The 24,893-nt window shown below is 70.1% G+C and carries 15 protein-coding genes; 4 read left to right on the top strand and 11 right to left on the bottom strand.

Going from position 1 to position 24,893, the window contains the following annotated elements:
- Positions 1-17: 17 nt before the first annotated feature.
- The 6 genes from DRB89_RS02290 to DRB89_RS02265 form a co-directional block, all read right to left on the bottom strand.
- Positions 18-3,149 (bottom strand): efflux RND transporter permease subunit, encoded by a 3,132-nt coding sequence (locus tag DRB89_RS02290; protein ID WP_112446386.1) that lies wholly within the window; start codon positions 3,147-3,149, stop codon positions 18-20.
- A gap of 168 nt (positions 3,150-3,317) precedes the next feature.
- Positions 3,318-4,043: a response regulator transcription factor gene (locus DRB89_RS02285; RefSeq protein WP_239515985.1), complete on the bottom strand. Its 726-nt coding sequence runs from the start codon at positions 4,041-4,043 to the stop codon at positions 3,318-3,320.
- 34 nt (positions 4,044-4,077) lie between these two features.
- Entirely contained in the window at positions 4,078-5,898 is a 1,821-nt protein-coding gene (locus DRB89_RS02280; protein WP_112446387.1) for a glycosyltransferase, read from the bottom strand.
- A 53-nt stretch (positions 5,899-5,951) separates the two neighbouring features.
- Positions 5,952-6,743: an adenosylcobinamide-GDP ribazoletransferase gene (locus tag DRB89_RS02275; RefSeq protein WP_112463193.1), complete on the bottom strand. Its 792-nt coding sequence runs from the start codon at positions 6,741-6,743 to the stop codon at positions 5,952-5,954.
- Between the two features lie 517 nt (positions 6,744-7,260).
- Positions 7,261-7,572, bottom strand: a complete 312-nt coding sequence (locus DRB89_RS02270) for a (2Fe-2S)-binding protein (protein ID WP_112446227.1) — start codon at positions 7,570-7,572, stop codon at positions 7,261-7,263.
- Complete coding sequence (locus tag DRB89_RS02265) at positions 7,572-7,778, bottom strand: hypothetical protein (RefSeq protein WP_112446226.1); 207 nt, start codon at positions 7,776-7,778, stop codon at positions 7,572-7,574. Before DRB89_RS02265 ends, DRB89_RS02270 begins: the two co-directional genes overlap by 1 nt.
- Before the next feature lie 103 nt (positions 7,779-7,881).
- Here DRB89_RS02265 and DRB89_RS02260 point away from each other — a divergent pair, with 103 nt between their 5' ends.
- Positions 7,882-8,895 (top strand): helix-turn-helix transcriptional regulator, encoded by a 1,014-nt coding sequence (locus tag DRB89_RS02260; RefSeq protein WP_112446225.1) that lies wholly within the window; start codon positions 7,882-7,884, stop codon positions 8,893-8,895.
- Positions 8,896-8,974: 79 nt separating this feature from the next.
- Here DRB89_RS02260 and DRB89_RS02255 read toward each other — a convergent pair whose 3' ends face one another.
- Positions 8,975-12,199, bottom strand: coding sequence for a DNRLRE domain-containing protein (locus DRB89_RS02255; RefSeq protein ID WP_162688448.1), 3,225 nt, complete (start codon positions 12,197-12,199; stop codon positions 8,975-8,977).
- A 371-nt stretch (positions 12,200-12,570) separates the two neighbouring features.
- On the opposite strand from DRB89_RS02255, the gene DRB89_RS02250 reads away from it, so the two are divergent.
- Positions 12,571-19,479, top strand: coding sequence for a ricin-type beta-trefoil lectin domain protein (locus DRB89_RS02250; RefSeq protein WP_239515984.1), 6,909 nt, complete (start codon positions 12,571-12,573; stop codon positions 19,477-19,479).
- A 4-nt stretch (positions 19,480-19,483) separates the two neighbouring features.
- A complete protein-coding gene (locus tag DRB89_RS02245; protein ID WP_162688447.1) occupies positions 19,484-19,735 on the top strand; it encodes a hypothetical protein in 252 nt (83 codons plus the stop codon).
- Between the two features lie 121 nt (positions 19,736-19,856).
- Here DRB89_RS02245 and DRB89_RS02240 read toward each other — a convergent pair whose 3' ends face one another.
- The 4 genes from DRB89_RS02240 to dnaK all read right to left on the bottom strand — a co-directional run bounded on the left by DRB89_RS02240 (position 19,857) and on the right by dnaK (position 24,107).
- Complete coding sequence (locus DRB89_RS02240; protein WP_112446222.1) at positions 19,857-20,309, bottom strand: helix-turn-helix domain-containing protein; 453 nt, start codon at positions 20,307-20,309, stop codon at positions 19,857-19,859.
- A 1-nt stretch (position 20,310) separates the two neighbouring features.
- Positions 20,311-21,504: a molecular chaperone DnaJ gene (gene dnaJ / locus DRB89_RS02235; RefSeq protein ID WP_112446221.1), complete on the bottom strand. Its 1,194-nt coding sequence runs from the start codon at positions 21,502-21,504 to the stop codon at positions 20,311-20,313.
- Between the two features lie 72 nt (positions 21,505-21,576).
- Positions 21,577-22,257 carry a nucleotide exchange factor GrpE gene (gene grpE, locus DRB89_RS02230; RefSeq protein WP_112446220.1) on the bottom strand — a complete coding sequence of 227 codons (681 nt, stop codon included), beginning with the start codon at positions 22,255-22,257 and terminating at the stop codon, positions 21,577-21,579.
- The gene (gene dnaK / locus DRB89_RS02225) at positions 22,257-24,107 is read right to left on the bottom strand and encodes a molecular chaperone DnaK (protein ID WP_112446219.1); all 1,851 of its coding nucleotides are present in this window, start codon (positions 24,105-24,107) and stop codon (positions 22,257-22,259) included. The genes grpE and dnaK overlap by 1 nt, the downstream gene beginning before the upstream one ends.
- 194 nt (positions 24,108-24,301) lie before the next feature.
- Between dnaK and DRB89_RS02220 the strand changes: the two genes are divergently transcribed.
- Complete coding sequence (locus DRB89_RS02220) at positions 24,302-24,823, top strand: sugar transferase (RefSeq protein ID WP_112446218.1); 522 nt, start codon at positions 24,302-24,304, stop codon at positions 24,821-24,823.
- The last annotated feature ends 70 nt before the right edge of the window (positions 24,824-24,893 follow it).

Genomic DNA, 24,893 nt, shown 5'->3' with positions numbered 1-24,893 from the left:
ACGGGTTCCCGCGCGGGTCAGACCTTGACGGGGCTCTCGTCCTCCGAGGAGGCGGACGGGGCCGGGACCACGGTCAGCCGGGCCGTCTTCTTCGCGCTGCGGCGCTCCTTGCGGAGCTCCAGCATCGTGTAGAGGGTGGGCACCAGGAGCAGCGTCAGCAGGGTGGAGCTGATCAGGCCGCCGATGACGACCACCGCGAGCGGCTGCGAGATGAAGCCGCCCTCGCCGGTGATGCCCAGCGCCATCGGGAGCAGCGCGAAGATCGTCGCCAGTGCCGTCATCAGGATCGGGCGCAGTCGGTGCCGGCCGCCCTCGACGACCGCCTCGACCACGCCGTAGCCCTGGGCCCGGTACTGGTTGACCAGGTCGATCAGGACGATCGCGTTGGTCACCACGATGCCGATGAGCATCAGCATGCCGATCATCGCCGGGACGCCCAGCGGGGTGCCGGTGATCAGGAGCAGGCCGAGCGCGCCGGTGGCCGCGAACGGGATGGAGACCAGCAGGATCAGCGGCTGCACCAGCGAGCGGAAGGTCGCGACCAGCAGCATGAACACGATCGCGATGGCCGCGAGCATGGCCAGGCCCAGCTGCCCGAAGGCCTCGCTCTGGTCCTGTCCGACGCCGCCGATGGAGGCGGTGGTGCCCGCGGGCAGGTCCAGGGCGTCGATCTTCGACTGCAGGGCGGCGCTGATGGCGCCGGTGTTGTCGCCGACCGGCTTCGCGGTGATGGTGGCGGCGCGGGCGCCGTCGATCCGGGTCATCGCGACCGGGCCGGGGACCTCCTTGACCTCGGCGATGTCGCCGAGCTTGACCGGGCCGACGGGCAGCGCCTGCAGCTGGGCCAGGGTGGCGGCCGGCTGCGCGGACTTGATGACGATGTCCCGCTCGGTGTCGTCCAGTACTGCCTTGCCCGCCGGGTTGCCCCGTACGGCCTGGCCGACGATGGCGCCGAGCGCGGCCTGGTTCAGGCCGAGTTCCGCGGCCTTGGGGGTCGCGGTGACCGAGATCCGGGGCACGGACTGGGACAGGTCGCTCTGGACGTCGGTGACGTCGTCGAGCTCGGCCACCTCGGCGCGGACCTGCTCGGCCGCCTGGGCCAGGACGGCCCCGTCACCGGCCTTGACGACGACGCTGAGGTTCTGGCTGCCGAAGCCGTCACCGGCCGCGATGGTGGTGTCGCCGATGCCGTCGAGCCCCTTGAGGGCGGTCTCGATGTGCTTCTTGGCGGCGTCGGCGTCCTCCGCGCTGTCGAGCGTGACCTGGTAGGAGGCCTGGTTGGAGCCCGTACCGCCGCCGAAGGCGGCCATGAAGCCGGAGGAGCCCACGGTGACCTGGTAGTCCTTGACCCCGTCGGTCTCGGAGAGGACCTGCTCCACCTTGCGGCTCGCCTCGTCGGCGGCGGCCAGCGAGGTGCCCGGGGGCAGCTGCTGCTTGATGCTCAGGACTTCCTGCTCGCCCTGGTCGAAGAAGTTGGTCTTGAGCAGCGGGGTCATGCCCAGCGTCGCGACGAGGACCACGACGGCGACGGCCAGGGTGGCGAGCCGGCGGCGGGTGACCAGGCCCAGCGCCCGTACGTAGAACTGCTGGAGCTTGCTGCGGGACTCCTTCTCCTCGGCCTCGCGGCGGGCCTTGTCGATGCTCGCGGCGTCCCCCTCGGTGACGCCCTTGGGCGCGCGCAGGAACCAGTACGAGAGCACCGGCACGACCGTGAGGGAGACGATCAGCGAGGCCAGCAGGGCCGCGGTGACGGTGATCGAGAACGGGCCGAAGAACTGGCCGACCATGCCGCCCACGAAGGCGATGGGCAGGAAGACGGCCACGGTGGTGAGCGTGGAGGAGGTGACCGCGCCGGCCACCTCCTTGACCGCGGTGATGATCGCGCTCTGTCGCTCCTCGCCGTAGCCGAGGTGGCGCTTGATGTTCTCCAGGACCACGATCGAGTCGTCGACGACGCGGCCGATGGCGATGGTCAGCGCGCCGAGCGTCAGCATGTTGAGGGACAGGTCGCGGGTCCACAGCACGATCAGCGCGAGGACGACGGACAGCGGGATGGAGACCGCGGTGACCAGCGTCGAGCGCAGCGAGCCGAGGAAGACCAGGATCACGATGACCGCGAAGACCAGGCCGAGCAGGCCCTCGGTGGTCAGACCCGAGATGGACTTGGCGACGGGCGGGCCCTGGTCGCTGACCACGGTCAGGTCGGCGCCGGAGCCGAGGGTGGAGCGGAGCTCGGGCAGCTTGTCCTTGACCGAGTCCGAGATGGCGACGGCGCTGCCGTCCTTGTCCATGGTCAGGACCAGGGCGAGGCTGGGCTTGCCGTTGGTGCGGGTGATGGAGTCGGCCTTGGCCGGCTCCTGCTTCACGCTCGCCACGTCGCCGAGGCGGACGGCCGGCTTGCCGGGTCCGGGGGTGAGGCGCAGGTCTTCGAGCTGGGCGAGCGAGGTGTAGCCGGAACCGACGCGCACGGTGCGGTTCTTGCCCGCCTCGTCGAAGGAGCCGGCGGGGACGGTGGCGCCGCCCGCCTGGAGGCCCTGGGCCAGGGCCGAGCCGTCGAGGCCGGCGGCGGCGAGCTTGGCGTCGTCCGGGGTGACGGTGACCTGGAGGTCCTGGACGCCGTTGACGGTGACCTGGCCGACGCCCGCGATGTCCTCCAGGACGGGGATGACGGACTTGTTCAGCTGGTCGGCGAGCGCCTGCTGGTCCTTGTCGGAGGTGACGGCGAGGACCACGGTCGGCATGTCGTCGGTGGAGCCGGCGATCACCTGCGGGTCCACGGCGGCGGGCAGCCGGACGCGGGCCCGGTTGACGGCCTGCTGCACGTCGGCGACGAGCTGCTTGGTGCCGTCGTCGCCGTACTCGAAGGTCGCCATGATGACGGCGTTGCCCTCGCTGGCGGTGGAGGTGATGCCGGTGATGCCGTCGACGCCCTTGAGCATGGCTTCGATCGGTTCGACGACCTGCTTCTCCACCACGTCGGGCGAGGCGCCCTGGTAGGGCGCGAGCACGGACACCATCGGCAGGTCGATGGAGGGCAGCAGCTGCTGCTTGAGCTGCGGGATGGCTATGGCGCCGAAGAGGAGCGCGACGAGCGACACGAGGCCGATCAGCGCCCTTTGGGCCAGGCTGAAGCGGGACAGCCGGAACATGGGTATGGGGATCTCTCTGCAGTGACGTGGGTGACGTCTGTGAAGTCATGCCGTCGGGCACACTCGAAGCCCCCTCAGCTTTTCGTGTGCGCGGGCACCACAGCGTCGGCCCCAGGTCCCGTCCTTACCCGGGGCATACCGCGTCCGCAGTAGGCGGGGCTACTGCGACTACTCAGCCCTGGGCCGGACTAGTCCCGATTCGTACGCGATGACCACCAATTGGGCACGGTCGCGGGCGCCCAGTTTCGCCATGGCCCGGTTCACGTGCGTCTTGACGGTGAGCGGGCTGACCTCCAGCCGGCCGGCGATCTCGTCGTTGGACAGGCCCGCCGCGACGAGGACCAGGACCTCGCGCTCGCGTCCGGTCAGCGCGGCCAGCCGCTTCGCGTGCGCGGCGGTGGCGATCGTGTCGGCGGCGCCGCCGCCCTGGGCGAGGAAGGTGGCGATGAGCCCCTTGGTGGCGGCCGGGGAGAGCAGTGCGTCGCCGGCGGCCGCGACGCGGATGGCGTTGAGCAGCTCATCGGGCTCGGCGCCCTTGCCGAGGAAGCCGGAGGCGCCCGCCCGCAGGGCCGCCACGACGTACTCGTCGACCTCGAAGGTCGTCAGCATCACCACGCGTACGGCGGCCAGTTCGGGATCGGCGCTGATCAGGCGGGTGGCGGCGAGGCCGTCGGTGCCGGGCATCCGGATGTCCATGAGCACGACGTCGGGCTGCAGCCCGCGCGCCAGCTCGAAGGCCTGCGCGCCGTCGGAGGCCTCTCCGACGACGCACATGTCGGGCTCGGAGTCGACGAGCACCTTGAACGCGCTGCGCAGCAGTGCCTGGTCGTCGGCGAGCAGCACCGTGATGGGCGCCAGGTCCGGGGCTGGGGTCGGGGGCGGGGTCTCTTCCACGCCCCGACCCTACGTCGTCCCCGCGCGGCCGGGCTCAGCCCAACCGGGTCGGAGCCTGCCCGGGGAGGTGGCCGGCGCCCTGCGCCGGGACGTAGCCCATGGCCGGCTCCGGGACGTAGCCGGCGGTCAGCGCGGGGGCGTGGCCCATGGCCGACACGGGGGCGTAACCGGCGGTCTGCGCGGCGACGTAGCCCATGGCCGGCTCCGGGACGTAGCCGGCGGTCCGTCCCGGGGCGGAGACGGCCACCGGTACCGCGGGCGCGGTCTCGGCGGGGGACGCGGCGGGCAGCGGGAGCCTGCGGACCACCTCGACGCTGACGTTCTCGAACTTCGCGGTGAAGAACACGGTCGCGGCCAGTTCGGTCCCCGAAGCCTGGCCCTGGGCGACCACCCTCGGCCGGCGCGCCGTACGGTCCACCCCGGGCACCGAGTTGCGGCCGAACCGGACCGAACGCATCACGCCGTCGGCCCGGATGTTCAGGAAGAGGTCCCAGGTGCCGGGGAGGATCGGCCCTCCGTCGATGGCCGCGAAGTCCACGCCCACCTCGAAGCCGCCCGGGGCGGCGCCCGAGGTGGCGCCCGGCTCGGACGCGGGGAGCGCGGTGACCGGAACCAGGTGCTCCAGGCCGGTCTCGCGCTGCCTCAGCACCAGTTCGGTGCCCATCTGCCCGGTCCCGATGGGGGCGATGCGCCCGTGGCCTGTGAGGTGGAGCCGGCTGCCCTTCCACGCCACGGAGTCGAGCCGGTGCACCACCTTGAGGGTGTCGGTGATGTCGTAGAGGGCATCCGGGAGCCCTACGGCGGCGTCGCGGAAGAGCGGGAAGAGGCGGTACACGCGGTCGTTCTCGGCGAGGTGCCGCGGCGGGTTCTTCTCCGGGTTGTGGGCGGCGAGGTGCTCGAAGGCCTCCATCGCCCCGTACAGGAAGCAGTACATCCGGATCCGGTCGATGTGCGGGAGCTCCGCGTACATGTCGGGGGTCCAGTACGCGTCGCACATCGCCTTGCAGCGCCAGTACACCTCGGCGGCGAAGTCGGGCCGGGCCGCGCGCGCCCGTGCGGCCGCCGCCATCGGCCTGCGGACCAGGGCGCGGAAGTGGCGCCCCAGCATCCTGCGGCGTCCCACCGGATCCTGCACCGCGTCCGAGACCATCCGCATCGCGCGATCGATGTACTCGACGGTCTCCCACGCGGTCCGGGGCCTCGCGGAGATGTTGCCGCCGTCCGGGCGCTTGCGCAGGAAGTAGCAGTCATAGTCCCCGACCACCGATATCTTGCGCGCGGCGAGGAACGCGGCGGTCATGAAGATCTGGTCCTCGCCGTACCAGAGGTCCTCCGGGTAGCGGATCCGGCCGCGCTCCAGGACCTCGCGCCGGATGAGCTTGAAGGTCCGCAGGTCCCGGTACACCTCCGAGGTGTACAGGTCCGCGCTGTCGGTGTGCCGGTACGCCTTCTCCGAGACGGCCCGGCCCAGTCCGACGTGCCGGCCCACGACCACGTCGCTGTCCTGGCGGTCGGCCGTGGCCACCATGCGCTCCAGCGCCTCCGTGCCGAGGTAGTCGTCGGCGTCGACCACGTGGACGTAGCGGCCGCGGGCCATGCCGAGGGCCCGGTTGCGGGGCGCGCTCGCGCCGCCCGAGTTCGCCTGGTGCACGACCTGGATCTGCGGATGGCGGGCGGCGTAGCGGTCCAGCTCGGCACCGCTGCCGTCCGTGGAGCCGTCGTCGACGACGATCAATTCGATGCGTTCGAGGCCGATGCTCTGGGTCACGACCGATTCGAGGCACTCCCCGAGGTACGGCATCGCGTTGTAGACGGCGATGATCACGGATACGTCGGGGGTGAACTCTCGGTGCATATTGAAGGACTATAAACGACCAATAAGGTTCACCTACGGGTACCCCAAGGGCTTCACCCCAGGGCCAGGACCACCAGGGCCGTCGTGGCCGACAGCTCGGCCAGGGCTCCGAAGACGTCGCCCGTGACCCCGTCGAAGCGGCGTACGCAGCGGCGGAGCAGGAGCTCGGCCGCCAGCAGGGCCGCGAGGACCGCCGCCGCGTACTGGCCGGCGTGCGGCAGGCCCAGCGGGAGCGCGGCCGCGGCGGCCAGCACCACCGTGACCGCGGCGATCGCGGCGGCCGCGGCGCGCGGGACCGCGCCGGCGACGGCCGCGCCGAGCCCGCCGGGGCGGGCCGGCGGGACTCCGTCGCGGGAGGCCAAGGTCATGGCGAGGCGGGCCGTGACGGCGGCGACCACGGCGGCGAGGGCGCCCCGGACCCAGCTGTCGGCGTAGACGTTCGACAGCGCCGCGACCTGCACCAGCAGGACGAACACCAGGGCCACCACCCCGAAGGGCCCGATGTCGGACTGCTTCATGATGCGCAGCGCCGCCTCGGCCGGCTTGGCGCTGCCCAGTCCGTCGACCGTGTCGGCGAGGCCGTCCAGGTGCAGGGCGCGGGTCAGGGCCGCCGGCACGGCGACGGTGACGGCCGCGGCCAGCAGCGGGCCGCCGCCGCACAGCAGCAGGAGCACGCCGGGCACGGCGGCGAGGAGTCCCACGACGAGCCCGGCCAACGGGGCGCAGGCCATGCCGGTGCGGGCGGCCGGGCGGTCCCAGCGGGTGATGCGGGCGGGCAGCACGGTGAGCGTCCCGAAGGCGAAGCGCACCCCGTCGAGCAGGGAGGCCCGGTCCGGGGGAGGCATGGGAGGGGACACTGCGTGATTCGTCGGAGACCTAGGAGTTAATAGACAGAAGATTGGAGTAGGCGCGCCACAACCCGGGCACCGACCTCGACGAGGCCGTCGGCGCCCCCGCCCGGCACCCCGAGGGCAACCTGACCCGGGACGTCCCGCGGCGCTACGGCGACCCGGAGGCCACCGGCGAGGTCGTCGTCGAGGGCCTCTACCGCATCGGCCGGCAGAACCCCGCGGCCGGCGCCTTCCCCGACGTGGAGTCGATGCGGGGCATGCGGCCCCGCGCCGTGGAGTGGGGGCGCGGGTGGGACGCGCGGGTCGGCGGGGGGCGGGGGCGAGAGGCGGTGGGCCACGAAGGCGGGGGTGCCGGGCCGGGCGGCCGGCGGCGGGCATCACGGCCCGCGCGACCTTGTCCGGTTCAACCACTGGACACGGACATCACAACGACGCCATCGTGGTCAGGTCCACGATGGCGTCGCTGTGTGGGGGTAGCGCCTGAGCGATCTGCGACGACGGGGGAATCGCTTCAGGCACTGCGGGGGGTGGCTGCGGATTCGGGCTCGAATAGCTGATGATCACGCTGGTCCAGATTGACGAAGACCATGCCGTACCGGATTTCGCAGCGGACGGGCTGCGGGGCGCCGCGCGGGCGACGCAGACACCGGTAGGCCCGGACGTCCTCGTCTTCCTCTCGCACGACGATGATCGGCTGACCGAAGAGGGTGACCTTCAACGAGTCACCGGCATAGGGAATGGCACTGGTGAGATCGATGAACTGCCAGCCTGAGCGGTACGCTGAGGCCATCTCGCGGCGGAAGCCGCTGTCGTCGGGGGTCATCAGTCCCAGCCAAGGTCGTGGGTGGATGCGGCGGAGGCCGTACCGAGCTCGTGGGGAGTGGTGTCCCAGCCGAGATCGGGCCTGCCTATCGTCCCCGCTGTCGTCTCGGTGCCCCCCACGTCCCCGCCGACGGCGCTGACTGCCCCAAAGACCGCAACGGCGGAGAACCCAATGGCAAGTACCGAGCGAAGCATTCTCTTGTACATGGTCGGCTTCGTCCTCACTTGATGGAAATCTTCTCCCCCGCGTGTCAGACGATGGCTCATTCGGGCACGTCACTGCCACAGGGACGATGCATCATGTTCTTGCATGTTCAGGACCCTGGGGGGTGGAGATTTGCCCAGAAGCGACACAAAACCGACACATCCCCACCCCGTCACGTCCATGTGCGCCGAGGGGACGCGGCTCTACACGGCGGCGCTGAGCACCGGCCGGGTGGCTCGGACCGAGGTGGAGCACGCCCCCTGCCTGCTCGAATTCGCTCTCCTGAGACCCGACCCGGATGACGCGAACCAGCTGCGCGCGGTTCCCCCGTCCGTCGCACTCGCACAACGACTGCACCCGCTCGAACGGGAAATTCAGGACCGGCGCCGGGACACCATAGATCTCACCGACGCATTCGAGCCGTTTCTGACCATCAGCGCCCAGAGCCCCTCGAACACCCACGCCATCACCGTGCTGGAGGGTTTCGACCAGATCCACGCCGCCCTGGACCTGGCCACCGCCGAGTGCCACACCGAGGTGCTGACCGTGCAACCGGGCGGGGCCCGGTCCACGTCCGTCCTCACCGAGGCACTGGAGCGCGCCGCCCCCCTGGTCAACCGCGGGGTCCGGATCCGGACGCTCTACCAGCACACGGTGCGGCACAGCCAGGGCACGCTCGCGTACGTGGACCGGATCTCCGCCGGGAAGGTGGAGATCCGCACGCTCGAAGAACTGATAGAGCGTCTCATGATCTTCGACCGCACGGTGGCCTTCATCCCGACGAGCGACGACCGCCGCACGGCCCTGGAGCTGCGCCACCCGGGGCTGGTCGACTACCTCATCAAGGTGTTCGAGCAGCTGTGGCACCGCGCCGTGCCCCTGACGGCGGAGGTGACGTACCGGCACACCCCCGGTGGCATCTCCGGCGTGCAGCGCTCCATCGCCCAGCTCCTCATCGAGGGGCACGTGGACGAGGCCATCGCGCGCCGGCTGGGGATGAACGTACGGACCTGCCGGGCCCACATCGCCAAACTGGCGGCCTCCCTGGGCAGCGGCAGCCGGGCCCAGCTCGGCTTCCTCATCGCCCAGTCCGGAATCCTGGAGGACCACGACCTCTGAGGAACGCGAGCGGCGCCCCGCCCCGGCTTCTCGGCCGGGGCGGGGCGCCGCTTCGTGGTGCGGTCGTCTTCGGCTCCCGCTATCCGATGCCGAGGAAGGTGTGCCAGTTGTCCTCGTCCCGGCCGGCCGGTCCGCCGACGACGGCCGCCCCGCCCTGGATGAGCCACTGGTTGCCGGTGGTGCCGACGCCCCAGATGTCGGCGATCCCGTCACCGTTGGCGTCGGGGCTGCCCAGGACGCGCGGGTACTCGGCGCGGCCCCATCCGGTGGTGGCGTACGTGTGGTCCACGCCGCCCTCGGCGTTCGCCGCGAACTGCAGCGAGGTCAGATCGGCCCCGCCGTTGACGCCCGCCTTGCCCTTGCGCAGCGCCAGACCGCGGTTGGCGTTGGCGTTGTCGCGGAAGAGCAGGTCGGGGATCTTGTCGCCCGACACGTCGCGGACGCCGACGATGTCACGGGCCGCCCAGCCGGTGGCCATCTTCCGGTACGAGGCGAAGCTCGACCCGGTGTAGCCGGAGAACGCCCAGAAGCCGTCCGCGTCCAGGGCGAACAGGTCGCCCAGGCCGTCGCCGTCGATGTCCTCGGTGACGACGATCTGCCGGAAGGTGGCCGGATCGGGCGCGCTGATGGGGAGCTGCATCTCCTGGCGGCGGCCCACGTCGAACTGGCCGGTGCCGGTCCCCGGGTAGATGTACATCTTCCCGTCGGGCATCACCGCGATCAGGTCGGTCAGGCCGTCGCCCGGGTGCCAGTCGGTGGCGTGCCCGATCAGCGCGGCCTTGCCGGTGGCCGCGTCCTTCCAGTAGCCGGGCGCGACCGGCTTGCCGTTCTCCACGGCGCCCGGGATGAAGGCGTCGGTGTCGCCCTGCTTGTCACCGGCGTAGGTGCGCAGGTTGCCGTCCTTGTCGATGGCCAGCAGGTCGGGCGAGCCGTCACCGGTCACGTCGCCGGGGGTGTCGGTACCGGGGCGGGCCTGGACGTAGAAGAGGTACTCGGTCGGCACGGAGATGTTGCCGGCCTTGTTGACGGTGCGGACGTACAGGACGTTCGGTCCGGCGGTGTCGACCTGGAGCTTGATGGAGGCCAGGTCGTTCTGCCACGGCGTGACCTTGTTCTCCCAGGTGGGGTGGTTCAGGCTCCACTGGTACTCGCGGATGTCCGCGGCCGCGGTGCCGTTGCCGAGGACCTCGATCAACTGGTCGGGAGTGCTCGCCGGGTTCAGGCTCCACTCGGCTCCGTCGGGTCCCGGCGCGGGGAAGTGGGAGGAGCGGACGGCCGGGTTGGCGGGCGCCGTGTGGTCGATGGTGAAGGTGCACCAGCCCGGGGAGCCGGAGTCGGCCGGACCGGAGCCCGGCGACCACCATCCGTCCGCGTCCTGGGCGCGCGCCAGCCAGTAGTACTTGCGGCCCGAGGTGAACTTGGCGAAGGGCACGCTGCGGGTGACCACGCCTGAGCTGTTCACCTGCATCCACTCGTTCCAGACGTTCGCGCCGCTGACCGCGTCCCAGACCTCCAGCTGCAGCAGCTTGAGGTTGCCGTCGCGGTCGCTGCCCTTGATCTGGAACGACACGTCCGTCTTGCCGATGCTCGTCCCCGTGCCGCTCGTCAGGCACGGGCCACCGGGCGAGGTGCTCATGTTCGTCGCCACCGGGGTGTCCGGCCGGGAGTTGTACGTGATCTCGATGTACGGGGCGCTCTCACCGTTGGCGAGGATCTTCTTCCAGTAGTACGAGTCCGACTCGTTCGGCGCCTTGAAGCCGAGCGCCAGCTGCGTCCAGCCGCTGCTCGCCGCCTGCGTCACCAGGCCCTTGATGTCCGGGGCCACCCAGTTGTCCGGGCACGAGGAGTTGTAGCCGTAACCCGCGTCCTCTTCCGCGACCTTGTTCCCCCACCAGCCGGTGGTGTTGTTCCAGTTCGACGACGAGGTGACCAGGTGCGTCGAGTAGATGTCCATCTTCTTGCGCGAGCACGACCACGAATAGGTCTGCAAGGCGCGCACGGTGGCCGTCTGGATACCGGCGCCGTGCAGCTCATTGCCGAAGGCGAAGTTGAAGATCGAACGAGAAGTGCCGCCGGAGTCCGCCTCGTATCCGACACGGGCCTCGTTCGTGCCCGACGCGTTGTAGTTCTGTCCGTTGTAGAAACTGGTGCTTCCCGCCGTCTTGTAGAGCAGCGACCAGGCGTTCTTGCGCCCCTTGAACGAGGGGTCGACGAACACCGGGAACACGGTGTCCGCGGCGTTCAGCAGCGTCGTATCGGGCTTCAGCGACAGCGTGCCCTCCGCGAAGGAGGCCGCGGCGACCGAGAGGTGCGCGCCCTCCGCGCCCGCCAGGCCGGGCAGGCCCAGGGTGGGGTGGTCCTTCGCGGCCGCCGGGGCCTTCCACGCCGGGACGTCGTCCGTGGTGCGGACCTTGCCGGAGGAGTCCCACATGAGCGGGGACGGCGAACCGGCGACCTCTTCGCCCTTGTCGTCGCGCGCCGAGAGCGAGCCGGACTCCGCGTCGAGCTGGAACGACAGGTCGGGCGAGGCGAGCCGGTAGTTCAGCTCGGCCAGCAGCGGGTCCGCGGCCGCCTGCTTGTCCTTGACCACGAGGAGGTGCGAGTAGCCGCCGTCCTGGGCGGTCATCAGCAGGTCGATGCCGGGGCGCACGTTCTCGTACAGGGCGCGCGGGCCGTCGACGACCGGCTCGGGCAGCACGCCCGGCCAGCTCACCGTCATCTCGTGCCCGTCCACGCCCAGGCGCACCAGCTCCGTCCACACCTGGCCGGGCGCGTCCACCGTCAGGGCCGATCGCACGACGCCGCGCGAGGCCCGGTCGTCGCCGGCCGCGGCGCCGGCGGTCCCGGCCGTCCCGGCGGTCCCGGCGCTGAAGACGACGCTCCCGTTGACGGCTTTGGCGGCGTAACCGGCCGCGGTCTTGCCGAGGTTGGTGTCGATGGACTTCCACTGGTCGCCCACCTTGGCGCGCACCGCGGAGCTGGAGATGTTCTTCCTGAACACGCCGTCGGGCTGCGCCCAGGTCGTCGTGTTGGAGCTCCGGTCCGCCGTGACCTCGACGTCCTTGCCGCTCTCCGCGGCCCGCTCGCGCGCCTCGGACGCCGTGACCGGGGCACCGGCCCCCCGGGCGGCGGGCTTCTTCCCCCGGTCGCCGTCCCCGCCCACCTGCACGCCGACCGGTACGGCCACCGCCAGCGCGAGCAGCGCGGCCATTCCGCCCATATTCCGGCGGCGCCGGAACCACCGGGGTTTCGGTGGTTCGTCGGCCACGACCGCCACCTCGGTCTCGGAATCGCTGACAAGCATTTCTACTTCTCCCCCTCGGGCGCCAAATCGAACGCACGCATTCCACTTTGCCGTTTGATGACAAAAGTGCGACCCGATCATGGACTATCCATCGGCGCAAAACACCCCCCAACTGGCCGACTTCCAGAGGCCGGTGACACTGAATCACCCGGTTTTCACCAACATATGAATCTCATTGAGTGATTAAGGCCACTCCAACCCCGGTTGCGGTGGACTTCGGCCGACCAATCCCTCCAAGATCTGCTGGCAATTTGTCAATCCTTTGCCGTCCGGGTGTCCGATAACCGGACGGCAGCGGTATGGGGGGAAACATGTCGCCCTTTGCGGCGCGTAATTTGCGCCTGCCCGGAAACGGGAAGGCGCGCAAACACATGGCACGCACCGGAGTCACGCTCTCCGTGGTGCTGCTGGCCACTCTGCTGCCGGCGCAGGCCTGGGCGGCGACGCCCGGCCCACGCTCGGGAGTCCAGCTGCCCGACCTTCAGGCCGATCTGAAGGCCAAGCTGGACAAGGTCGAGGCCGCGAAACTGGAGGGCTGGGCGGGCGCCCCCGGGCAGCCCCCGGCGGGGTACGAACCTTCCAAGGTGACGCCTCCGGCGGCCGGTTCGGCCGACGTCGCGCTCAGCGCCGGCAGCGGAACCGCCCTGGTGAAGGCGGGCACGCTGCCCATCAGCATCGGCAAGGCCTCGCCCACGGAGAGCAACCCGACCCCGCCCGCCCCATCGGGCACCTGGGCGGTGTCCGTCGAAGCCCGCACGGCCACGGAGGCCGCCGGCCTCGACGGCGCGATCATCAAGGTCACGCCGCCGGCCGAAGGCTCGACCCCGGTCGACGTGCAGCTGGACTACAAGCAGTTCGAGGACCTCTACGGCACCGAGTGGTCCACGCGTCTGGAGCTCAAGCAGCTCCCCGCGTGCTTCCTGACGACGCCTCTGGTTCCCGAGTGCAGCGCCGCAAAGCACATCCCCAGCACCAACGACCCCGCCACGGGCACCGTCCGCGCGACCGTCGATCCGGCCACCGCGCCGGGCCAGGGCATGCGCACCATGGCCGTCGGCGGCGGCGGTCCCACCGTGCTGGCCGCCACGGACTCCGCTTCCGGCGCGGGCGGCACGTACAAGGCCACCTCCCTCTCCCCGTCCGGCACTTGGACGGCCGGCGGCAGCGGCGGCGGTTTCTCCTGGAGCTACCCCCTCGGTGTCCCGGCGCCCCCGGCGGGCCCGGAGCCGAAGATCTCCCTGTCCTACGGCTCCCAGGCGGTGGACGGCAAGACCTCCGTCGCCAACGGCCAGGCCTCGTGGATCGGTGACGGCTGGGACTACCACCCGGGCTTCGTCGAGCGGCGCTACCGCTCCTGCTCGGCCGACCTGAAGAACGCGCCGAACAACGACAACAGCACGGACAAGAAGAAGAACGACCTGTGCTGGGCCGGCGACAACATGGTGATGTCGCTCGGCGGCAGCAGCACCGAGCTGGTCCACGACACGGCCACCGGCGCCTGGATCCCCGCCAACGACGACGGCTCCAAGGTCGAGCGCAAGACCGACGCGAACGTCGCCAACGGCGCGAAGGACGGCGAGTACTGGCAGGTCACCGCTCGCGACGGCACCAAGTACTTCTTCGGCCGCCACGACGTGGACGGCGCCGGCACCCGGGCCGTCACGGACTCGGTCTTCAACGTCCCCGTGTTCGGCAACCACACCGGCGAGCCCTGCCACGCGACCGCGTTCGCGGACTCCTCCTGCAAGCAGGCCTGGCGCTGGAACCTCGACTACGTCGAGGACGTCCACGGCAACGCCCTGATCATCGACTGGAAGCGGGAAGAGAACCGCTACTCCAAGAACGAGAAGGTCAAGGAGAAGAACAAGGACCAGGTCGGCTACATCCGCGGCGGCTACCCCTCGCAGATCTCCTACGGCCTGCGCTCGGACAACCTCTCCGGCCCCCCGGCCGCCAAGGTCGAGTTCACCGTGGCCGAGCGCTGCAAGGCGGAGGGCGCCACGAAGTGCGAGGACGCCGAGTTCACCTCGAAGAACTACGAGCTCAAGCAGCCCTGGTGGGACACCCCGTCCACGCTGAACTGCACGTTCACCGATGAGACCTGCTACGTCTCGGTCCCCAGCTTCTGGACCCGCAAGCGCCTGACCGGCATCACCACCTACGGCCAGCGCACCGAGGGCACCACCGACCTGTCCAAGGTCGACACGTGGACGCTGGACCAGTCGTTCCCCAAGCAGCGCACCGACACCCACCCGCCGCTGTGGCTGGAGTCGATCACGCGCACCGGCTACGGCACGAAGAAGGACGAGAACGGCAACCAGCTCAGCGCCTCGCTGCCGGCCGTCTCCTTCCTCGCCAACGTCCAGGACATGCCCAACCGCGTCGCGAAGAGCGCCAACGACGCCACCCCGGACTACGACCGCCTCCGTGTGGAGACCATCCGCAACGAGACCGGCGGCGAGGTCTACGTCGACTACTCCGCCCCGTGCGCGGTCGGCACGACCCACCCGAAGCCCGAGGAGAACACCACCCGCTGCTTCCCCAACCACTGGTCCCCGGACGGTGAGCTGGAGACTCCGCCGCTGGAGTGGTTCAACAAGTACCTCGTCGACAGCGTCACCGAGAAGGACCGCGTCGCCCGGCAGCCCGACGTCACCACCAGCTACACCTACGAGGGCGCCGCCGCCTGGGCCAAGGACGACGACGAGTTCACCAAGCCCGAACTGCGCACCTACAACCAGTGGCGCGGCTACGCCTCGGTCGTCACGACCAAGGGCGTCACCGCGAACGCGGGCATGGCGGACGCCACCGAGCAGTCCCAGTCCCGGAGCCGCTACTTCCGCGGCATGTCCGGCGACGCGGGCCGCGCGGTGATCACCGTCAAGGACTCCACCAACACCGAGACCCTCGGTGAGGACCTGTCCCAGTACCAGGGCAAGGTCGCGGAGACCATCACGTACACCAAGGCGGGGGCGGGCGCCACGGTCGCCGGCCGCGACCTGACCTGGTACGAGTTCAAGAAGACGGGCTCGCGGCCGCGGGACGGCACCACCCCCCTCGAAGCCTTCCGCGTCGACACCTCGCGGACCGACGGGTACGAGGCGATCAGCAACGGCGGGATGCGCCTGACGCGTGCCACCGACACCTTCGAGCCCACCTACGGCCTGAAGACCACCGCGCAGACCGAAGTCATGACCTCGAACGGCTCCGGCGGCTGGACGGTGAACGACCAGAGCTGCACCACCACCGAATACGTCCACAACACGGCCAAGCACCTGATCGGCCTGCCGCAGAAGGTCCGCGCCACGTCCGGCACCTGTGCGCAGGCGGCCACGGGCACCGTCCTGTCCAACACCCGCACCTCGTACGACGCCCTGAACGCCTTCGGCACCGCTCCGGTCAAGGGCCTGCCCTTCCAGACGGACACCCAGGACGGAGCGGGCACCGGCTGGATCAACACGGGGCGCTTCGAGTACGACGCCCTCGGCCGCGTGGTCAAGTCCTACGACCCCGCCGGCAACGCGCTCAGCACGACGTTCACCCCGGCGACCGGTCCGGTCTTCACCCAGACCTCAACCAACACGCTGACCCACAAGTCGTCCACGAAGTTCGACCCGGGCCGCAGTGCGGTCCTGGAGGTCACGGACCAGAACAACCGCAAGGTCACCACTCAGTACGACCCCCTGGGCCGTACCTCCGCGGTGTGGACGCCGTCCCAGAACCCGGCCATCGACAAGGCCCGGCAGACCTTCGAGTACCAGATCACCGAGCACGACCCCCCGGCCGTGACCTCTCGCACCCTGCGGGACAACGGCACCTACGAGAGCTCCATCGAGATCTACGACGGCCTGCTGCGCCCGCGTCAGACCCAGACGGAAGCCATCGGCGGCGGCCGCGTGGTCAGCGACAAACTGTTCGGCGAGAACGGCACCGTCCGCCGGGCAAACAACGGCTACTACGCGGTGGGGGAGCCGGACAAGAACATCTTCGTCCCGGAGACGGACTTCCACGTCCCCAACGCCACCGTGACCGCCTATGACGGTCAGGGCCGCCCGGTACTCAACACCACGCTGTACGAGGGCACTGCGCACCACTCCGACGTCATCACGCACGGCGGTGACTGGACCATCACACGCAGCGGGATGTCCGCCAACGGTTCCGCTCCGCTGGCGGGCAGCCAGGCCACCAAGACCTGGACCGACGTGCTGAACCGCACGACGCTGGTCCAGAAGTACACGGCCACCGATCTGACCACCTGGAACGACACCGCGTACGCGTACGACGTGCGCGGCAACCTGAGCAAGGTCAGCGACTCGGTCGGCAACGACTGGACGTACTCGCACGACGCCCGTGGCCGCTTGGTCGCATCCACCGACCCGGACATGGGCAGTGCCTCGTTCGGCTACAACGACCTCGACCAGGAGATCTGGGCCGAGAACGCGGCCGGCAAGCGGACCTACAGCACCTACGACAAGCTCGGTCGCAAGACCGAGTCGCGCGAGGACACCGCGACCGGACTCCTGACGGCATCGTGGACCTACGACACCCTGACCGGAGGAAAGGGCAAGCCCGTCTCGGCCACGTCGCACGTCAACGGGGCGGCGTACAAGACCGAGACCACCGGCTACGACAGCGAGTACCGCCCCACCGGGACGAAGCTCACCATCCCCGACACCGCCGCCACCAAGGGACTGGCCGGCACCTACGCCTACACCAGCACCTACACCCCCACGGGCCGGCTGCAGTCGACGACTCTTCCCTCAACCCCGGGTGGCCTCGCGGCCGAGAAGCTGATCACCCGGTACAACGCCGACGGCCTGCCCGAGACCATGTCGGGCCTGTCCTGGTACACGGCGGACACGGTCTACAGCCCCTTCGCCGAGGTCCTGCGCACCGCGTCGGGCAAGGCCCCTAACCGGGTGTGGACGACCAATCTGCACGACCCGAACACCGGTCGCGTCACACAGTCGATCTCCGACCGCGAGACGCCGGGCGATCACCGGCTCTCGGCACTGTCATACACCTATGACGTGGTGGGCAACCCGACCTCGATCACGGACACCCGGCCGGGTGGCTTGATCGACCGGCAGTGCTTCTCCTACAGCCCGATGGGCCAGCTCACCAAAGCCTGGACCGGCAAGACCGCCGCGTGCACGGGGCCCTCGCTCAGCGACGTCACCGCCGGCCCGGACGGTGACGGGTACTGGCAGGAGTACGAGTTCGACAAGATCGGCAACCGCACCAAGCTGGTGAACCGCAACCTCACCAACTCGGCACTGGACCAGACGTCGACGTACACCTACGGCGTCGATCCCCCCGGCGGCAGCCAGCTCCTGTCCAAGACCCGGCCCCACGCCCTCACCAAGGTGGAGAGGAAGCAGGGCACCACGCTGCTCTCCCAGTCCACCTACGAGTACGACGCCACCGGAAACACCAAGACCCGGAAGATCGACGCGGACACCCAGACCCTGAACTGGGACCGCAGCAACAAGCTCACCTCGGCCACCAGCCCGGGCATCGGGGCCGTCTCCGTCACCGGCCTGGCCGGCAAATGCCTCGACGTGGCCGAAGGCTCCAACGCGGACGGCACCGCCGTCCAGCTGTACCCGTGCAACGAGACCCGCGCCCAGCAGTGGCGCCTGACCGGCGACACCGTTCGCGCGCTCGACAAGTGCCTCACCGCGGACGGCCTCTACGCCCGCCTGTCCACCTGTGACGGGAGCCCCAAGCAGAAGTTCACGTACCGCGCCGGCGACAAGTCGCTCTACAACGCGGCGGCCAACGCCTGTATCACCGTCCCCAACGACAACCCGGTCGACGGCAACGACCTGCACGTCTTCACCTGCACCGCGAACGCCGCCGCCCAGCAGTGGACCTTCACCGACAGCACCACCACCTACATCTACGGCGCGGACGGAAACCGCATCATCGAGGAGACCGGCAGCAGCCGCACCCTCTACCTCGGCGAGACCGAGGTCACCGTCAACAAGGCCGGCGAGGCGGTCGACGCCGTCCGCTACTACGGCAGCGCCGGCGCCCCGACCACGGTGCGCCAGACCCGCGGCAGTGCCACCGCCCACAAACTGACGGTCCTGCTGGCCGACCACCACAACACCGCCACCATCTCGGTCGAGCAGAAGACCGGGCAGCCGGTGACCCGGCGCAAGTCCGACCCGTACGGCAACCAGCGTGGTGCGATGGCCACCAACTGGTCCGGCAGCCGCACCTTCCTCGGCACCGGTGTCGAGGACAGCACCACGGGCCTGACCCACATCGGCGCCCGCGAGTACGAACCGACCACCGGACGCTTCATCTCCGTCGACCCGGTCATCGACATCACCAACCCGCTCCAGATGAACGGGTACAACTACGCCAACAACAACCCCGTCTCGCAGATGGACCCGACCGGGCTCGAAAGCTGCTACGGACACGGGTACTGCGGGGGCGGCGGCGGAACCAACGGAGGGTACTACGAGGACGAGCCCGACGATCCAGAGGACGTCGAGCCCGTGGAAGCCGCCGTCACTGTCACCGTCGACAGCTACGGCGACACCCACCTCAACGGTGGGCGCCTCCCGTCCGCGAAGGAACTGGCAGTCCGCTACGCGGGGGACAAGAAGACCTACCAGGAGCGGCTGAAGTTCTGGCTGAGCACATCGCGGTGCTTCAACATCGACAGCCAGGACTCCTTCTGCGACGGCGCTGCGGCTCTCGGCCTGTTCTCGTACGAGAGGTCCCCCGGGGCGGCTCTCGTCGGCGACTTCCTCCTGCTCGTCATCGCCCCCGACGCGGCCGCTTGGGTGGCCTGTGCCACCCTGTCCGCGAAGGGCTGCTTGACCGCTGCGATGGACCTGCCTTGGGCGAAGTGGGCCAAGGCGATCAAGATCATCGGTGAGGCGAGGAGGATGGACAAGGCGATCGCCTTGGACAAGGCCGGCCCGCCGAAGCCACGAGCCGCCGCTGCCGGAGCGGAGGACTTCATCAAGCTCAAGATCATTGCCAAGCGCTACGGCGGAAAGAGCCTTGACGATGCCTTCGGCAAGGGAAAGCTGTGGGGCAACAACAAGAAGAGGACTAGCCCCGACGGGGTGCCGGGCAACGAGGACCTCATGAACCCGGAGCAGCTCGCGAAGGTCAAGAAAAACTACCTTCGCCGGGACATCGAGGCTGTCCGCGACGGCTACCGAAAGATCGCGAAGGACTCCAAGGATGCCGGCCGCGAAAACCCGAGCGCCAAACCCCGGGCGGACTTGATGGACTACTACCTGGAGAACTGGTGACCAAGTGCCGACTGTGAAATTCATCGTCCAAGCCGGACCGAACACCCCGCTCACGGTCCAGTTCGAACCCCAGGGAACGGAATTCGAACTCGCTCCCGGTGACTACCTCACCGTCGAATGGCCCGTTCCCGGGAAGGGCGGGCTGCTGGGTGGAGTGACCCACGAGCCGGACCGCCTGACACTCAGCGAGCCCGAGGGCGGCACGGCGCGGCTCTGGAACTCTCGCGGCAAGGAACTCCCGGTCTTCGGCTACTAGCCGAGGCCCAGCGGAGGGCCCCGAGTCCGCATGGCAGTCCCGTAAGCGAGAAGGCCCCGCCCGGATCATCCGGGCGGGGCCTTCTTCGTGCGTGCTGCGCGCGCGTGCGGGCGGGCCGCGCTCAGTCCAGGGGGCGCTTCGGGGTCGGGCGCCAGACCACCAGGGCGCTGCCCGGTGCCGGGGCCTGGTACGGGACCAGGTCGCGGCGGTACGAGGCGTGGACCTGGGCCTCGCGCTGCTGCAGGACGGCGGCCGCGCCGTCGACCGCGCTGGAGAGTTCGGCCACGCGCTGCTGGAGCGCGGCGACCTGGTTCTCCAGCTCGATGATCCGCTTGATGCCAGCCAGGTTGATGCCCTCGTCCTGCGACAGGGCCTGCACCGTGCGGAGCAGTTCGATGTCGCGGGCCGAATAGCGCCGGCCGCGCCCGGCCGTGCGGTCCGGCGAGACCAGGCCGAGGCGGTCGTACTGGCGCAGGGTCTGCGGATGCAGGCCCGAGAGCTGGGCGGCCACCGAGATCACGTAGACCGGGGTCTCGTCCGTGAGCTGGTAGTGGCTCCTGCGGCGGCCGTCCATGTCATGCTCCCTTCGCGGACTCGAACAGCGCGGAGCGCGGGTCGTGCGACGCCGTCGCCTCGCGGTACAGCTCCAGGGCCTCGCGGGCCTTGTCGTTGAGCTCGGCCTCGGCCGGGACCGCGACCTCCACCGTGACGAGCAGGTCGCCGCGGGTGCCGTCCTTGCGGACCGCTCCCTTGCCGCGGGCCCGCATCGTACGGCCGCCCGGGGTGCCCGGGGGCAGCTTCAGCGTCACCGAGGGGCCGTTCAAGGTCGGAACCTTGATCTCGGCTCCCAGCGCCGCTTCCGCGAACGTCACCGGGACGGTCACCGTCAGGTTGTCGTCCTTGCGGCCGAAGACCGGGTGCGCGTCGACGTGCACGACGACGTAGAGGTCGCCGGAGGGGCCGCCGCGCTCGCCCGGAGCGCCCTTGCCGCGCAGCCGGATCCGCTGGGAGTCGGAGACCCCCGCCGGGATCCGGACCTGCATGGTCCGGGAGGACCGGGCCCGGCCGCTGCCCTTGCAGACCTCGCAGGGGTGCTCGGCGATGAGCCCGCGGCCCTTGCAGTCCGCGCAGGGGTCGGTCAGCGAGAAGCCGCCGCCGCTGCCGCGCGAGACCTGGCCGGTGCCGACGCAGGTCGGGCACACGCGGGGCGTGCCGTTCTTGTCGCCGGTGCCCGAGCAGGCCTTGCAGGGCGACTGCGAGGACATCCGGAGCGGGACCGTGGCCCCGTCCACCGCCTCCGTGAAGGAGAGGGTGACCTCCGACTCGATGTCCTGGCCGCGCCGCGGCTGGACGCGGGTCCCCGCGCCGGCGCTCGCGCCGCCGCGGTTGAAGAGCCCGCCGAAGACGTCGCCCAGGCCGCCGCCGAAGCCGCCGCCCGCGCCGCCCGGCTGCTGGCCTCCGAAGAGGTCGCCGAGGTCGAAGTTGAACGAGCCGCCGCCGGCCCCGCCGGGGCCGGGGCGGAAGCCGCCGTTCCCGAAGAGGGCGCGGGCCTCGTCGTACTCCTTGCGCTTCTTGGCGTCGCCGAGGATGTCGTTCGCCTCGGAGATCTCCTTGAAGCGCTCCTCGGCCGAGGCGTCGCCCTTGTTGGCGTCCGGGTGGAACTCGCGGGCGAGCTTCCGGTACGCCTTCTTGATCTCGGCCTCGGTGGCGTCCTTCGGGACACCGAGGACCTTGTAGTAGTCCTTCTCGACGAAGTCCTTCGTGCTCATCCCCGGTGTCCCTCCTCTCGTGCCTCTTGTCCTACTGGTCCTGCTGGTCCTGCTGGTCCCACGTGTTCAGCGTCAGCCCTCGTCGGGGGCATCCGCGTCCTTGGCCGACAGGTCCGACGGGTCCGACGGGGCCTGGGCCTCCGCCGCCTCGGACTTCGGCGCCGTGCCCGGCTGGGGCTCGGCCACCGCGACCCGCGCGGGGCGGATCGTGCGCTCGCCGATCCGGTAGCCCGGCTGCAGGATCGCCACGCAGGTGTCCTCGGTGACGTCCGGCGCGTACGAGTGCATCAGGGCCTCGTGGATCGTCGGGTCGAAGGGCTCGCCCTCCTTGCCGAACTGCTGCAGGCCCATCTTGGCCGCGGCGGTCTCCAGCGATTCGGCCACCGACTTGAAGCCGCCGACCAGCTCGCCATGTTCCCGCGCCCGGCCGATGTCGTCCAGGGTCGGGAGCAGTTCCGTCAGGAGGGACGCGACCGCGATCTCCTTGACGGCGATCCGGTCCCGCTCCACGCGACGGCGGTAGTTCTGGTACTCCGCCTGGAGCCGCTGCAGGTCCGCGGTGCGCTCACCGAGCGCGGTGCGGGCCTGGTCCAGCTGGGCGAGCAGTGCCACATCCGCGCTTACGTCCCCGGCCGGAGCCGCCGACTTCTCCTTCGAGGAGTCGGCGGTCTTCGGCTCGGCGGCCGCGTCGTCCGCGCCCGCGCCGGTGGGGACTTCGGGCTTCTCGTCGAAGCCCGGGGTCTCCTCCGACATCAGGCAGCGCCGCCCTTCGGCTTCTCGTCGTCGACGATCTCGGCGTCGACGACGTCGTCGTCGGCGGCCTTGGACTCGCCCGCGTCACCGGCGCCGCCGGCCGCGCCCTGGGCGGCCTGCGCGTCGGCGTAGATCGCCTGGCCCAGCTTCTGGCTGACCGCTCCGAGCTTCTCGGTCGCGGTGCGGATCTCGGCGGTGTCCTCGCCCTTGAGCTTTTCCTTCAGCTCGTCGATGGACGCCTGGACCTCGTCCTTGACCTCGGCCGGGACCTTGTCCTCGTTGTCCTTGACGAACTTCTCCGTCTGGTAGACGAGCTGCTCGCCCTGGTTGCGGGACTCGGCCGCCTCCTTGCGGCGGGAGTCCTCGTCCGCGTACTGCTCGGCCTCCTGGCGCATGCGGTCGACCTCGTCCTTGGCGAGCGAGGAGCCGCCGGTGACGGTCATCTTCTGCTCCTTGCCCGTGCCGAGGTCCTTCGCGGTCACGTGCATGATGCCGTTCGCGTCGATGTCGAAGGAGACCTCGATCTGCGGGACGCCACGCGGGGCCGGCGGCAGGCCGGTCAGCTCGAACATGCCGAGCTTCTTGTTGTACGCCGCGATCTCGCGCTCGCCCTGGTAGACCTGGATCTGCACGGACGGCTGGTTGTCCTCGGCCGTCGTGAAGATCTCGGACCGCTTGGTCGGGATCGTGGTGTTGCGCTCGATGAGCTTGGTCATGATGCCGCCCTTGGTTTCGATACCGAGGGACAGCGGGGTCACGTCGAGGAGCAGGACGTCCTTGACCTCACCCTTGAGAACGCCCGCCTGGAGGGTCGCGCCGAGGGCGACGACCTCGTCCGGGTTGACGCCCTTGTTGGCGTCCTGACCGCCGGTGAGCTCCTTGACGAGCTCGGCGACGGCCGGCATGCGGGTGGAGCCGCCGACCAGGACCACGTGGTCGATCTCGGACAGGTTGATGCCCGCGTCCTTGATGACGTTGTGGAACGGGTTCTTGCAGCGGTCGAGCAGGTCCGCGGTCAGCTGCTGGAACTGGGCGCGCGTGAGCTTCTCGTCCAGGTGCAGCGGGCCCTCGGCCGAAGCCGTGATGTAGGGCAGGTTGATCGAGGTCTCCGTGGAGGAGGACAGCTCGATCTTCGCCTTCTCGGCGGCCTCGCGCAGACGCTGGAGCGCCATCTTGTCCTTGGCCAGGTCGACGCCGTGGCCGTTCTGGAACTGCTTCACCAGGTAGTCGACGACGCGCTGGTCCCAGTCGTCGCCACCGAGGTGGTTGTCACCGTTGGTGGCCTTCACCTCGACGACGCCGTCGCCGATCTCGAGGAGCGAGACGTCGAAGGTGCCGCCACCGAGGTCGAAGACGAGAATGGTCTGGTCGTCCTTGTCGAGGCCGTACGCCAGGGCGGCGGCGGTCGGCTCGTTGACGATGCGAAGGACGTTCAGACCCGCGATCTCGCCGGCCTCCTTCGTCGCCTGGCGCTCGGAGTCGTTGAAGTAGGCCGGGACGGTGATGACCGCGTCCGTGACCTTCTCGCCCAGGTACGCCTCGGCGTCGCGCTTCAGCTTCTGCAGGATGAAGGCGCTCATCTGCTGCGGGTTGAAGTCCTTGCCATCCAGGTTGATCTTCCAGTCAGTGCCCATGTGGCGCTTGACGGAGCGGATGGTCCGGTCCACGTTCGTGACCGCCTGGCGCTTGGCCACCTCGCCGACGAGGACCTCGCCGTTCTTGGCGAAGGCGACGACGGACGGCGTGGTCCTGGCGCCCTCGGCGTTGGTGATGACGGTGGGCTCGCCGCCTTCCAGAACGCTGACGACGGAGTTAGTGGTGCCCAGGTCGATGCCGACCGCACGTGCCATTTTGATTCCTCCAGCTGACTTGAGTGGAACAGGCTCAAGAATGCACCAACCCGGACCGCCCGTCAACAGAGCTGAGTCGAGGGGGCTCAACCTTTAGGCGTTCCTTACGCGCAAGGCGGCCGAGCGGGGGACCCTCGCGGAACCGCGCAGCGCGGCGCACCGGCTTCCCCCGGCCCGTGGGGCACGGTGCCCCCATGCACCTGCCGATCGCCGTGCCCGTCTGGCGGGCCCCCTCCGCCAAGCGCACCCTCGACCTGGCCGGCGCGCTCCTCCTGCTGGCGCTGCTCGCGGTGCCGCTGACCCTGCTCGCCGGCCTGCTGTACGCGGCCCAGGGCGCGCGGGTCCTCGTACGCGAACCGGCGGCCGGGCTGGGCGGGCGGCCGTACCGGACCTGGCGGTTCCGGGTCGGCAAGGGCCGGGCCGGGGCGGCGCTGGAACGCTGCGCGCTGGACGGGCTGCCCCAGCTGATCAACGTGGCGCGCGGGGAGATGTCGCTGGTCGGGCCGCGCCCCGGGAACAGCGCGTCGGACCGGCCCGACCGGCTCCTCGTACGGCCCGGGATGACCGGGCTGTGGCAGGTGAGCGCGCGTTCGGACCTGCCGTGGGAGGAGATGGACCTGCTGGACCGGCACTATGTGGAGAACCACTGGCTGGGGATGGACCTGGAGATCCTCGCGCAGACCCCGCGGGCGGCCTGGCGGCACAGGCGGGCCTGAGACCCGGGGAGTGCCCGAGGTGCGGGCGAGCGACGCAGATCACCGCGCGCTCGGCTACATTGCGGCGTCG

Source organism: Streptomyces sp. ICC4, from assembly GCF_003287915.1.
Taxonomy (GTDB): domain Bacteria; phylum Actinomycetota; class Actinomycetes; order Streptomycetales; family Streptomycetaceae; genus Streptomyces; species Streptomyces tritrimontium.
The sequence above is the reverse complement of the archived record's forward strand: the minus strand, read 5'-3'. Positions and strand labels throughout refer to the sequence as shown.